Genomic DNA, 13,878 nt, shown 5'->3' with positions numbered 1-13,878 from the left:
CTGGCTTCCTTATTGTGTTAGCCGACGGCCTTATTGTGTCAGCTGGGGGAATAAGGGGACGCGAAAGGTGGAAAATTTGTCAATTAAAAATACCGTATTTTTATTGTTTGGGAGAAATCTTTATCTTTGCAGCAGAGAATGCTGAGAATTCTTGAGAGGGCTCGGACGAGTCGGACAGGTCGGACTGGTCGGACTGGTCGGAGGGCTTCTTGAGGTTTTTGAGGTCTCGGACAAGTCGGACAGGTCGGAGGAATCTGGCTGCTCTGGCTGGTCGGACCAGTCGGAGGATTTTTAATAATGATTTTTTGATAAATAATTAAGATTTTAGTACTATGACACAGACATTTCTTCGGCAGAAGGGTGGGTATCGGCGGTTGCGTGTTTATAGGGTGGCAACTGTGATTTATGATATTACTTTTTTCTTTACAAAACATTTTCTTCAGACATCTGATCGCACTATCGACCAAATGGTGCAGGCGGCACGGTCGGGGAAGCAGAATATTGCGGAGGGGAGTGAGGCGGCTACAACTTCTGCTGAGACGGAAATCAAACTGACAAATGTGGCGAAGGCCAGTTTGGAGGAGTTGCTCATCGACTATGAGGACTATTTGCGTGTGCGCAACAAGGAGCTTTGGGATGCTGGCCATCCGCGCTATGAGGCGATGAAGCATTATGCCAGTAGTGAGCGGCTTTTTGTGGATTATCAGCATCTCCTGCCGCGTATGTCGGACGAAGAAATGGCGAATCTTGCTGTCACACTGATTCATCAAACTACTTACATGCTCCGCCGCCTTATAGCGCATCAGCAGGAGGAGTTCCTGCGCAATGGCGGTATCCGCGAACAAATGACGCGGGCCCGCCTGCAAGCGCGACAGCAGCGAGGAGAGGGGAGCTGAGGGGGCTTTCATTGGGGCTCGGACGGGTCGGACGGGTCTGACAGGTCGGAGAACTCTTGAGGTTTTTTGGGGCTCGGACTGGTCGGACTGGTCGGACTGGTCGGAGGTTCTCTTGAGCGGTCCTCTTGAGAGGCTCTGCTCTCAAAAAAGATTAAAAATGAGGGTTCTGTTTCGTAGTTGCGAAATTTAAGGCTATTTTTGCACGTTGTATAAAAATACGCCTGTGGCAAACGCGCGCGAGATATGCATGAGAGCGCAGGCCAAGGAATACTTGTAAGAAATATGAAGAAATCCCGCATAGCGCTGATTTTTAGCGCACTACTGATGTTGTTGGGCAATGTCGGTTGTAATACGAAAAGCGAAGTGGAGGACCTGACGTCGGGCGCGTGTCTGATTAAGTCCGTGACGCTCGGAACGCTCAATCGCAAGATGCATACGCTCTCCCGCAGTGGGCGCGACTCGATTTATACCATCAAGGTGACTGGTTCGCTCTATCCTTTGACCATCGACCAGGTGAACCAGCGTATCTTCAACGTGGACTCGCTGCCCGTGGGCACTGACCCTACCAAGATTCTGATTTCGGAACTTAAAGCCAGTGGGACAGTGTCGATACAATCGAAGATTACGGGGAAAGACACTGTGGTGACGAAGAAGGACTCCATCGATTTCTCCACGCCACGCATCATCACCGTGTATGCCACCGACCGCGTTTCGACAAGAAAATACCAGATGGACATTCGCATTCACAAAGAGTGGAGCGACTCCGTCACATGGCAGCGCACGGCCAGCGGCCTCTCTGCCCTCAGCTCTGTGAGCCGGCTCCACGCCCTCACCGTAGAGTCCACGCTCTATGCCTTCGGTCTTGAAGGCACTGCGCCCGTTGTGCTCACTGCCAGCGTGGAAAGTCCACAGCAGTGGACGCGCCACGCCATCACACCCGTAACGCTCGATGTTCATTCCGTGGTGCGCCACGGTAACCGTTTCTTTGCCTTGGCCAGCAACCAGCTCATGACGAGCGAGGACGGTATCAACTGGACCTCGGCGAACGCAACCGGCGTGCCCAACTCCTTCACGCAGTTGGTGGGCAGTGGCACGAAACACCTCTTGGCCCTCTCGGGCGCAAGCTTAGTGAGCAGCACCGATGGCGGAAAGACCTGGACCGCCGATGCCCTCGACTCCTCGGCTCCGCTGCCTCTGGACGAGAACGCCGGCATCGTGTTTGCCTCCACCGTGAGTAAGAACTACGAAAAAGCCGTTGTGCTGGGACTGCGTGGCAATGAGCCCGTGTTGTGGCAGCGCGACCTCGACCTCTCGGGAACGGACACCTTTGGGTGGATCAACTTCCCGCTCGATGCCACTCGCCGCGGCCATCTCCCCACGCTTCAGAACTACACCCTCGCCCGCTACGATGGCGCACTGCTGCTCAGTGGCGAGAAGAGCGACGGCAGTTTTGGCGGCCTCTATCTGAGTCGCGACAACGGCTACACCTGGTTGCAGAAAGAACTCAAAGCCCCTGCCATCAGTGGGGCAACGAGCGTGACCGCCACGGTGGACGCTAAGAACTTCATATATATAATATGTGCTGGCAGCGGCGAAGTGTGGCGCGGCCGCATCAACCGCCTGGGTTGGAAAAACGAAGACACGCTCTTCAAATAAGTCGCCGCGGCTCATAGGCATATATATAATTAACAACGTTCGTCCCCATACGATGACAGTCACCACCGCTCTCCCTCGCCCCTATGCACAAGGCCCTCTGTCCCTTGTTCGCAGCCTGGCCATGCTGCTGTTCCTCCTCGGAGCAGTCCCAGCGCTCCATGCCGCTTCGGGCGATGACGACGACGCTTTCTATCGCCTCGAACTAGGCGTTGGCGGCGGCTTCGGTTTCGGACTGAACGATGTCAATTCCAAGCTCTACGGTAGGCCCACGCCAGCAGCTGCGCTGTTGGCCCGCTTCCCACTGAATCCGCGCATGGCCGTGAAAGTGAGTGGCGGCTACATGAAGGTGAGCGGCACTACCGATAAAATCCTGGATTTCTACCCCGCCAATCCCGCCAGCGCGGGCACGGCACGCCTCCACTACGAGGCCAAGGGAAACCTCTACGATCTCAACGCCCTCTTCGAACTCCATTTCCTGCCCTACGGCTGGCTGGAGGGTTATCAGGGCTTCAAGCGCATCGTGCCCTACTTGCAAGGCGGATTGGGAATGACCTATTCCGACGCTGGCAAAGTGGCCACGGTTAATATACCCATAGGGTTCGGCGTGAAATGGAAAATAGCACCCCGCGTGAATCTCGGGCTCGACTGGACATTTCATTTCACCCCCAACGATAAGTTGGAAGGTCTGGCCAATCCGCGCGGCATCAAGTCGGGCGAATTTCGCAACAAAGACCACTACAACCTAACCCTCGTCACCCTCACCTACGACCTCTCGCCCAAATGTCCCACCTGCAATAAGGACTGAGCCTGCGGCCGTAAAACCCCAACATCAGAATGACACTGAAAGAGCAAATCAATACGGAACGCATCCCCGCCCACGTAGCCATCATCATGGACGGCAACGGACGCTGGGCAAAGGCACGCGGACAGCAACGCAGCATGGGCCACCAAGAAGGCGTGGAAGCCGTGCGCGAAATCACAACGACCGCCTCCAACCTCGGTGTGCGTTTCCTGACGCTCTACACCTTTTCCACCGAAAACTGGAACCGCCCCTCCGACGAGGTGGCCGCGCTCATGGGCCTCTTGCTCACGAGCCTCGAGGACGAACTCTTTATGAAGAACAACGTTCGTCTGCGCGTGATCGGTGACATCACACGCCTGCCCCAGGAAGTGCTCCGCGCACTCGTGGGACTCGAGCAGCGCACGGCCAGCAACTCAGGCATGACCATGGTGCTCGCCCTCAGCTATTCCTCCCGCTGGGAGCAAACGGAAACGATGCGCCGCATCGCCCGCCGCGTGAAAGGTGGCGACCTGCGCCCCGAGGACATCACCGAGGACGTTATCAGCCAAGAGCTCTCCACCTCCTTCATGCCCGACCCCGACCTGCTCATCCGCACCGGTGGCGAGCAGCGACTCAGCAACTACCTGCTCTGGCAGTCGGCTTACACTGAGCTCTACTTCTGCGACACCTTCTGGCCCGACTTCCGCAGCGAGGATTTCTACCGCGCCATCGTCGACTACCAAGGACGCGAACGCCGTTTCGGTAAGACCTCCGAACAACTCACGCAGGAATAACCCCATCCCCCAACTACGCTATCTTGAAGAAAATGAATATATCACTCGCAAAACTATGGCTCTTTGCCGCCCTGCCCTTTGCCGGCATCTCTGCCGCTCAGGCACAGGTCAGTAACGTGCAGCGTCAGCCCGACATCACCTATAGCGTCGTGCCTTCGAAATACATCCTTGGCGGCTTGACTGTGGACGAACTCCCCGGCTTCGACCACGACCTGCTGGAGAGCATCTCCGGCCTCGAAGTGGGCAAGATCTACGCCGTTCCCGGTACCGACATCACCGATGCCGTGCGCCGCTACTGGCAGCAGAAACTCTTCTCCAATGTCAGTATCACGGCCGATAGCATCGTGGACAACCGCATCTATCTCCACGTTCATCTCACCGCCCAACCGCGCATCAGCGCCATCACTTACGATGGTGTGAAGAAGTCGGAACGCGAAGACCTCGAGAAGCGCCTCGGCCTGCAAAACGGCAGCCAGATTACGCCCGATATGGTGAACCGCGCTAAGATCATCATCAAGCGCTACTTCGACGAGAAGGGATTCAAGGACGCCGAAGTTGACATCCGACAGAAAGAGGACGCCACGGCCGACAACCGCGTGCTGGTGAATATCGACATCGACAAGCGCAACAAAATCCACGTCAACCGCATCTATATCTCCGGCGTGACGCCCAAGGAAGCCTCCAAACTCAAGCGCGCTATGAAGAAAACCCATGAGCGCACACTCCTCAACTTCCTCAAATCGAAGAAATTCCTCCCCGAAAAGTACGGCGAGGACAAAGACAACGTGGTGAAGCGTCTTAACGCCTGGGGCTACCGCGACGCAGTGCTCAAGAGCGACAGCGTGGCAAAGGTGGACGACGGCCATGTGGATGTGTACCTCGACCTGAGCAAGGGACAGAAATACTACATTCGCAACATCAGCTGGGTGGGAAATACGGTCTACAACACCGAAATCCTCGAGCGCATCCTGCAGATGAAGAAAGGCGATGTCTACAACCAAACGCTGCTCCAGAAGCGCGTCTCTGAGGACGACGACGCTGTGGGCAATCTCTACTACAACAACGGCTACGTTTTCCACAACATCGACCCCGCCGAAGTGAACGTGGTGGGCGACAGCATCGACCTGGAAATTCGTATCCAGGAGGGTCGCCAAGCGCGCTTCAACCGCGTGAACATCACGGGCAACGACCGCGTCTACGAAAACGTGGTGCGCCGCGAGCTCTTCACCAAGCCCGGCGACCTCTTCAGCATGGAGGCCATCAAACGCACCGTCATGGCGCTGGCACAGATGAACCAGTTCGACGCCGAAGCCTTGCAAAGCGGTATGAACAAAGGCATCAAGCCCGACCCCTATAACGGCACCGTGGACATCACATATCCGCTCGTGTCGAAAGGTGGAGACCAGTTGCAGCTCTCCATCGGTTGGGGACCCACGGGCATTGTGGGACAAGCCGGCGTGAAGTTCACCAACTTCTCCATAGGCAACCTCTTCTCCAAGGGCAATCGCCACATCGGTTTCATCCCGCAGGGCGACGGACAGACGCTCGCTTTCAACGTGCAGACCAACGGTACTTACTACCAGGCCTATTCGCTCTCGTTTCTCGACCCCTGGTTTGGCGGCAAACGCCCCAACCAGTTCTCCGTTTCGCTGTCCTACTCGAAGCAGAGCGACATGAACTCCAGCTACTACAATAATAGCTACTACAACAACTATTACTACAACTATCTCTCCGGCTACGGCAATAATTCCAACTACTATAACTACACGAATTATTACGACCCCGACAAGTACGTGAAGCTCCTCGGCCTGTCCTTGGGCTTCGGTAAGCGTTTGCGCTGGCCCGACAACTATTTCTCCTTTACGGCACAGTTCAACTACACGCGCTATATGCTCAAGTCGTGGCAGTACTTCATCATCCACGATGGTAACTGTAACAACTTCAACATCAGCCTCGCTCTCAACCGCAACTCAACGGACAACACCTTCTATCCGCGCCGCGGTTCGGAACTCGAATTGAGCGTTGCCTTCACGCCGCCTTACTCTCTCTGGGACGGCAAGGACTACAAGAACCTGGCCGCCAACTACAAGAGCTTCACGTATCAGAAAGAGATGCAAGAGAAGTATCGCTGGGTGGAATACAACAAATGGAAATTCAAACTCCGCACTTTCACCGCGCTCACCGGAGCTATCAAAGCACCCGTCCTCATGACGCGCATGGAATTCGGTTTGCTCGGCGCATACAACCGCTATAAGAAATCGCCTTTTGAGGCCTATTATGTGGGCGGTGACGGTATGTCCGGCTATTCCTATGGCTATTCCACAGAAACCATCGGCCTGCGCGGCTACGAGAACGGTTCTATCGCTGGCGACAACGGCAACAACGCCTACGCCTATAGCCGCATGGCCCTCGAGCTCCGCTATCCGCTCCTCCTCGAAGGTCAGACCAACATTTTTGTGCTCGGTTTCCTCGAAGGCGGTAACGCATGGACGGATGTCCACAAGTTCAATCCCTTCAACATGAAGCGCAGTGCTGGTTTCGGTGTGCGCCTGATGCTCCCGATGGTGGGTATGCTCGGCATCGACTGGGCATACGGTTTCCAACGCAAGAATACGAGCGGTCAGAAGATCGGTGGCAGCCAGTTCCACTTCATTCTCAACCAGGAATTCTAACAACCCCTCAAAAAATCTCACGAATATGAAACGAATCTTATCACTCCTGCTCCTGGCCGTAGCTTTCACGTTCAGCGCACAAGCCCAGAAGTTCGCCCTCATTGATATGGAATACATCATGGGCAATATCCCCGCATACGAGCGCGCCAACGAACAGCTCAATCAAGTGAGCAAAAAATGGCAGGCCGAGGTGGAAGCCATCGACAAAGAGAGCAAGACCCTCTACAAGAACTACCAGAACGAGGCCGTATTCCTCAGCGATGCGCAGAAGAAAGAGCGCGAGCAGGCTATCGTCGACAAAGAGAAGCAGGCCAGCGAACTGAAAAAGAAATATTTCGGTCCGGAAGGCGAACTCTATAAGAAGCGCCAAAGCCTCATAGCTCCTATTCAGGACGAGGTCTACAACGTGATAAAGGCCATCGCACAACGCCGCGGCTTCCAGCTCATCCTCGACCGCAGCAGCGACACTGCCGGCATCGTTTTTGCCAGCCCTTCCATTGATATTTCTAACGAAGTGTTGAGCCAATTAGGCTATTCCAACTAAATTCGCTAAATTCGTCCGCGAAATCAATAACAAAAAGAAAATAAAGCTATGATCAAAAAACTTTTAATGCTGGTGCTCTTCCTCGCACCGCTCACTATCAACGCTCAAAAGTTTGCTCACTTCGACCTCGAAGCTACTGCCAGCCAGTTGCCCGCCTATAAGCAGGCCATGACAGAGCTTCAGAACCTCGGTCAGCAGTATCAGAAGAACCTCGACGATATGCAGAAGGAGCTGCAAACCAAGTACGACAAGTACAGCAAAGAAGTAAATGCTAATACGCCGCAGAACATCAAAGACCGCTACGCGCAGGAACTCCAGCAGATGAGCGACAAACTCGAGCAGGCTCGCCAGGACAATGCTAAGGCATTCCAAGAAGCACAGCAGCAGAAGATGCAGCCCATCACGCAGAAAGTTCTCGACGCCGTTCAGGCCGTTGCAAAAGAGGGCAACTACGTTTACATCATGGACGTGGCAACTGCTCGCGCCAATAGCGTATTCATCAACACCGCTGTGAGCGAAGATGTAACTGCAAAAGTCAAAGCTAAACTCGGAATCTAAGCCGATTCTTCGTGCTTAAGATAAACTGTCCCGTGCCTCCCTAATGTGAGGTGCGGGACTTTTTTTTGAGGCAGCCGCATCTTGCTTGAGGGTCGGACGGGTCGGACCAGTCCGACTGGTCTGAGCCCTCAGAGAATTTCTGACCAGTCCTACCCTCAAGCAACTCGTCCGATTCTCAAGAAATCCTCGCCCCTTTGCTTTCCCGCGGCTTTGCAGTATCTTTGCAGCCGCGAAATAGAAAAAGAAAGGACTGTGTTGCGGAAACTCCTTACCCTATTATTCTTCGTCCCACTGCTGTCCATGGCGCAGGAGCGGGACACGCTAGCTGTCGACTCTCTTGAGGTGGACACGACAGCGGAAACCCTGCTGACGGGCACACTGCAAGAACGCTTGCAGCGCCTCCTCGCCGACGAACTCTTGCAGCGCACGCAGGTGGGCATCTATGTCTATGACCTCACGGCCGATTCGGCCCTCTTTCGCTACAACGAACAGCAAACCATGCGCCCTGGCTCTTGTCAGAAACTCCTCACTGCCGTCACCGCACTCTCCCAACTCGGCGTGGACTACAACTATTCCACCTCGCTGCTCATGGACGGCACCATTGCGGAGCGCGTGCTCACCGGCAATCTCTACGTACGCGCCGGTTTCGACCCCCTCTTTAGTCGCGACGACCTACTGGCCTTCGTCAACGCCGTGCGCGAACAAGGCATCGACACCCTGCGCGGAAACATCATCCTCGACCTCTCGATGAAAGACACCCAAAAGTACGGCTGGGGCTGGTGCTGGGACGACGACAACCCGGTGCTCACGCCGCTGCTTTTCAACGGCAAGGACACCTTTGCAGAGCATTTCGCTGAACTCCTCGCCGAGGGCGGTATCGTGGTAGAAGGTAACATCCTCAGCGGGCGCATCGGGGCAAATGTCACCACCCTCGTCACCCGCAAACACACCATCGATCAAATCCTCTTTCGCATGATGAAAGAGAGCAACAACCTCTACGCCGAGTCCATGTTCTATCAAGTGGGCGCACAGTCCGGCCGCGCCTACGCCGACCGCCGCCGCGCCACCGAACGCCTCCAACGCTTCGTGCGCCTCATAGGTCTCGACCCCGCCCACTATCAGTTTGCCGACGGTAGCGGCCTCTCGCTCTACAACTACGCCTCTCCCGAACTCCTCCTCCGCCTCCTGCGCTATGCCTATCAGCACCAGGACATCTACAACCACCTCCTGCCCTCGCTCCCCATCGCAGGCCAGGACGGCACGCTCCGCCGCCGCATGCGCGGAGGCACGGCCTATGACAACGTTCGCGCCAAAACAGGCACGCTCGAAGGCGTCAGCACCCTCTGCGGCTACGCCCAAGCTGCCAACGGCCACCACCTCGCCTTCGCCCTCTTCAATCAAGGCACAATTTTAAGCAGCCAAGCCCGTCGCTTCCAAGACAAAGTGTGTCAGGAGATGACGAAATAGGAAAAAGAAAAAATAAAGGCGAAAGAAGAAAAGGCTACCGCCCTCTCAAAGCCCCCTCCATCTCCCCCATGAGAGGGGAGTGCTCGGCTGCCACTTGCGTTTGGTAGCCTTTTTTATTTTCAGACCAGTCCGACCAGTCTGAATAGTCTGACAAGTCCGAGGACCAAGGTTGAGCACTCTCACTTATGAGGGAGATGGAGGGGACTCTGAATTTGTGTTTCTTCGCCCCTTTTGTGAAAATTCGTGGGTTGAAAAACGGCGAATATTTCCTTATTGTGTCAGCCAGCGCAATAAGGCTGTCAGCTGACTTCTTTATTGCGTCAGCCGAGGCAATAAGGGTATTTGTGAGGCATGGAAAGCCTTCTCAAAGCCTTCCTCCTCTACCTCAACTTCTCGCTTGCCTGCAAGTTGGAGAAGAGATATTTTTTGAGGCGCTGATAGGGCGCGGACATCTTTGTGGGGTGGAAACCGGGGCGCGAAGTATCGTAGCAGAAATCGCGAGAGGCAGAGGGATTGTAGATATAGAGATGGTTGGCATCGCGTGCGCACATCACCTCGTCGGCGCAGTAGAACATCATCTCCCGACGCTCCCGCAGGAGGTCGATACCAAAGTTGCGCTGCACGTAGGGCAGGCGGAGCATACCCAGGAGGGTTGGACCAACATCGATTTGACCTGCAAAATCCAGGCGCTCCTCCGCAGGTAGGCCGCTGTTGTAGATGATGAGCGGAATGTGGTTGAAACTCTCCTCCACCTCATAGCCGTCGGCGCCGAGCTTCTTTCCGTGGTCGCCCAAGAAAACGAAGATGGTGTTTTTGAACCACGGTTCGCGCGCGGCAGCTTTCATAAATTCGCCCACCGCCCAGTCGGCATACTCCACAATGGCGCGCTCCGGATCTTTGTGGCGCGGGTGGAAATAGGGCTGGATGATGTAGGGCGGATGGTTGGAGATGGTGAGCAGTGTGGCAAAGAAAGGCCGGCCGCTCTCGGCTTTGCGCCGCAGGATGGGCAAGGCGTAGGAGAATAGATAGTCGTCCGCCACGCCGAAGTGGTTGGCAATTTTTTCGCGCGGGTAGTTCTCCTGCGAGTAGATCTCCTCAAAGCCATTGGTGCGCAGGAACGCGTTCATGTTGTCGTACTGCGCCTCGTGGGTCATAAAGAACAGTGTGCTGTAGCCCTTATCGCGCAGAACGGTGGGCAGTCCCTCGTAGCGCGGCACTACCGAGCCTTTCATAGCGTTCCGTTTCAAGATACTGGGAAAACCGTAGAATGTAGAGAAAATTCCGTTGTTCGTATGATTTCCTGCCGAGTAGAAATTGGCAAAACTGAGCGAATGCTGATAGAGCGAATCGAGGTGTGGCGTCAGATGGTCGGGGTTGCCGAAGCGCCCCATGAGTTTCGCGCTTAGCGACTCCATCAGCACCACCACTACGTTCTTTCCCGTGGGCTCTCCTTCGGGCTGTATGCGACACGCCAGGGGCGAATCGCCTGGTAGTCCCTCTCGTCCGAGATATGCCTGCACGTTGCGTACCGCCTCATTGTCGTCCATGAGGTGGAGGCGTTGGTTCTCCGGCCGCGCATCGTCGAGCGTGGAGCGCAGTAGGCAGAACGCCGGATTGATGCCCAACTGGTTGAGAATGGCGTTGTCGCAATAGTAGGCCGCCGACACCTTGATGGGGTTGTAGCCCATGCGGCCGCGAATGCCAAAGAGACAGAGTCCGATGAGCGGCAAGAGTAGTGCCACGCCTTTCCATCTGCCCCGCGCCGGCACACGTTCAAGTTGCCGCGCCGTGCGCCTTCCCAGCCACCACAGCAGGAGGGAGAAGAGTGCCACAAGGACGATGTAGAGCAGGATATATTTGCGCCACGACGCCTCGCCGAATACCATTCCGGCCGTTTGTCCCACATAGCTTTTCCATTCCCAGATGCTCGAATTGAGCGTTCGGGAGAAATAGGCGAAGTAGGGGATATTGGCCGCGGAGCACATCAGCACCAGGCTATAAGCTACGCCAAACCACACGTTCAAGCCCCGCAGCAGCGGCCGACGGAAATAGCCCACCGCCGTAGCCACCAGGGCCACAACGAGTGCTGGCAGCATGACATAGCAAGCCACCACATTGTCGAACCAAACGCCGCGCAGGAAAGCCGGCCAAACCGATGCGGCCTCAGGCCCTACCTGCTCACTCATCACAATATAGAGCACCAAGCGCAGCACGCTGAGCAGCGCCAGAGCCGCCGCATGGACGCTCAGGAGATAAAGAAAAAGACGAAAAGCACGTTTCATATTTAGATTTTGTTTTAGTAAGAGAGAGTCTGACTGGTCGGACTTGTCGGACGGGTCTGACTGGTCCGACTTCTCCGATATTCAATTACTTCGCCACCAGCACATTGGTATTGCCATAAGTACCGCGATAGCGAGCAGGATAGATGAGCATGAGGTTGCGCGAGGAGAAATAACGCTCCAGCTGCGTGGCCAGTTGCTCCATATAATGGTGGCGCGAGATGTTGCCCTGACGCGCCATGACGAAGCACACCAGGTGGTCGTTCTTCACGTTGTGCGCCAATGGCAGATAGTCCTTCCAGGAATGGTACACATGATATTGTGCCGCCACATTGAGGCGATTTTTCTTCCAATACTCCTCCACAGCGTTGAGCGTGATCTGTCCGCTGTAAACCTCCACCGTGCAACTGAGTTGTGCCGAGAGTTGTGCGATGCGTTCGGCCCAGAGTCCGAAGTAAGGCTCATATTCCGCCTTTTTCGGCACTACGAGGTGGATGCGTCGCACCGTGTTGATGGGTATGAAAGCGCGGTAAACGATAATCTGGCGGTCGACGGAGCTCACGAGGTCGGTGGAGAGCTGTCCGAAGAAGCTCTCGAAGATTCGCGCCCGCTGGTGGAGACCGATGATAAGGTCGCTGGCGTCCAATTCCTTCATGGCGTGCGTCAACCCCGACACCACGTTCACCGACCAACGGCTGTGGGTCAGCATCCTCACGTTGGCCGCCGCCGCGATATGCGCTGCGCGCTCCAGGTCCTTGCGCCCCTGCCGTTGTCGCTCCTCGTTGCCCTCCAACACAATGTTGACGGCCGAGAGAGGCAGAGCCGATTTCGGACGGCGCAGCATCAAGGCGAGATTCACCAGCGGATCCACCGTGTCAGGATTGGAGAGAGCGATGACCAGGCGGTCTTCCGTGTGGGTTTTCTGCCCAACTGTTGGCGAAGAGGCCGCCAAACTCCGGCTGGCACTCTCCGTTGTGAACGAGCTGCAAATACACGTCACCAAAATCAGAATCATCGTGCCGTTGAGCACCTCCTCACCGAAGAGTCGCTCCCCGTTGGGCATCATGATGCGATAGCCCACCAAGACGATGGCCAGTGTGGCCGCCGCGCGCGCCGTAGTAAGGCCGAACATCAGTCGGCGGTCGAGCTTGGAGAGTCCGTAAAGACGTTGCGCTGCGAAAGCCGCTGCCCATTTTGAAATGATGCTCACCACAATCATCACCACTGCCACCTCCACGGCGCGGAGGTCCATGAGCGCGCGCACATCAATGAGCATGCCCACGCCAATCAAGAAATAGGGGATAAATAATGCGTTGCCGATAAACTCGATATGGTTCATCAGCGGACTGGTGGCTGGGATTTGTTTGTTGAGCACGAAGCCCACGAGGAAAGCTCCCAAGATGCCTTCCATGCCCACAATCTCCATCAGGCCCGCGCCTAAGAAGACCATGCCCAGGACGAAGATGTATTGCACCACGCCGTCGTTGACCCGGCGGAAGAACCACCGACTCACGCGCGGAAAGGCATAGACGATGAACGCACCAATGAGAATGATTTTCACCACGAGCCAAACCCAGTAGAGCCCTGTGGTGTGCTCCTTGAAGATACCGCCCACTACGGCCAGCACAAGGAGCGTGAGCGTGTCGGCCACGATGGTACTCCCCACAGCCAGGTTAACGCTCAGTCGCTGCGCCACGCCGTATCGCAACACAATGGGGTAGGGCAGCAGCGTATGGGAAGCGTACATCGCACCCATCAAAACCGCCGTGGCCACCGCTGTACCCAAAATCCAGAGGTTGGCCGCCGTGCCCATCACTATCGGGATGGCAAACGTCAGCAAGCCGAAGACGAGGGCCTTCCAGCGAATTTTTTCCACATCCTGGAGGTTCATCTCCAAAGAGGCAAGGAACATGATATAATAAAGTCCCACCTTGCCGAAGAGCTCAAACGACGCGTCGCGATTGAGCACTTCGCCACCGTGAGGACCAATGGCGATGCCCGCCAGAATCATGCCCACAATCGACGGCACGCGCAAGCGTTCCAACACCATCGGCGCTAAGAGGATGATGCTTAGGACGATGAAAAATATCCACGTTGGGTCGGTAATGGGGAAGTATTCGCTCAGAGAGTTGATCACTGTGGGGACTTTCTAAATTTTATGGGCGCAAAGATACCTAATTTTCTCCCAACAGTCCCTGCATTTCCCGCTGAAATCTCTATTTTTGCGCCCA

Annotated in this window: 10 protein-coding genes; 8 read left to right on the top strand and 2 right to left on the bottom strand. The window is 55.6% G+C overall.

Annotation, left to right across the window (positions count from 1 at the left end; translation table 11 throughout):
- Window positions 1–332 precede the first annotated feature (332 nt).
- The 8 genes from FHS60_RS05970 to dacB all read left to right on the top strand — a co-directional run bounded on the left by FHS60_RS05970 (window position 333) and on the right by dacB (window position 9,368).
- Window positions 333–896: a four helix bundle suffix domain-containing protein gene (locus FHS60_RS05970; RefSeq protein ID WP_183696377.1), complete on the top strand. Its 564-nt coding sequence runs from the start codon at window positions 333–335 to the stop codon at window positions 894–896.
- A 282-nt stretch (window positions 897–1,178) separates the two neighbouring features.
- Window positions 1,179–2,552: a DUF6242 domain-containing protein gene (locus FHS60_RS05965; RefSeq protein WP_183696373.1), complete on the top strand. Its 1,374-nt coding sequence runs from the start codon at window positions 1,179–1,181 to the stop codon at window positions 2,550–2,552.
- A gap of 52 nt (window positions 2,553–2,604) precedes the next feature.
- Entirely contained in the window at window positions 2,605–3,357 is a 753-nt protein-coding gene (gene porG / locus FHS60_RS05960; protein ID WP_183696370.1) for a type IX secretion system protein PorG, read from the top strand.
- 29 nt (window positions 3,358–3,386) lie between these two features.
- Window positions 3,387–4,127, top strand: a complete 741-nt coding sequence (locus tag FHS60_RS05955; protein WP_183696367.1) for an isoprenyl transferase — start codon at window positions 3,387–3,389, stop codon at window positions 4,125–4,127.
- Window positions 4,128–4,159: 32 nt separating this feature from the next.
- Window positions 4,160–6,799, top strand: coding sequence for a BamA/OMP85 family outer membrane protein (locus FHS60_RS05950; protein WP_183696364.1), 2,640 nt, complete (start codon window positions 4,160–4,162; stop codon window positions 6,797–6,799).
- A 25-nt stretch (window positions 6,800–6,824) separates the two neighbouring features.
- Window positions 6,825–7,343, top strand: coding sequence for an OmpH/Skp family outer membrane protein (locus tag FHS60_RS05945; RefSeq protein WP_009348028.1), 519 nt, complete (start codon window positions 6,825–6,827; stop codon window positions 7,341–7,343).
- Between the two features lie 48 nt (window positions 7,344–7,391).
- A complete protein-coding gene (locus FHS60_RS05940) occupies window positions 7,392–7,901 on the top strand; it encodes an OmpH/Skp family outer membrane protein (protein WP_183696360.1) in 510 nt (169 codons plus the stop codon).
- 210 nt (window positions 7,902–8,111) lie between these two features.
- A complete protein-coding gene (gene dacB, locus FHS60_RS05935; RefSeq protein ID WP_244957446.1) occupies window positions 8,112–9,368 on the top strand; it encodes a D-alanyl-D-alanine carboxypeptidase/D-alanyl-D-alanine endopeptidase in 1,257 nt (418 codons plus the stop codon).
- A 380-nt stretch (window positions 9,369–9,748) separates the two neighbouring features.
- On the opposite strand, the gene FHS60_RS05930 is transcribed toward dacB, so the two are convergent.
- Together FHS60_RS05930 and FHS60_RS05925 are read right to left on the bottom strand one after the other, a co-directional pair.
- Window positions 9,749–11,650: an LTA synthase family protein gene (locus tag FHS60_RS05930; protein WP_183696357.1), complete on the bottom strand. Its 1,902-nt coding sequence runs from the start codon at window positions 11,648–11,650 to the stop codon at window positions 9,749–9,751.
- An 85-nt stretch (window positions 11,651–11,735) separates the two neighbouring features.
- Entirely contained in the window at window positions 11,736–13,784 is a 2,049-nt protein-coding gene (locus tag FHS60_RS05925) for a cation:proton antiporter domain-containing protein (protein ID WP_183696354.1), read from the bottom strand.
- Between the last annotated feature and the right edge of the window lie 94 nt (window positions 13,785–13,878).

This window comes from Alloprevotella rava (assembly GCF_014195585.1).
Lineage (GTDB): Bacteria > Bacteroidota > Bacteroidia > Bacteroidales > Bacteroidaceae > Alloprevotella > Alloprevotella rava.
The sequence above is the reverse complement of the archived record's forward strand: the minus strand, read 5'-3'. Positions and strand labels throughout refer to the sequence as shown.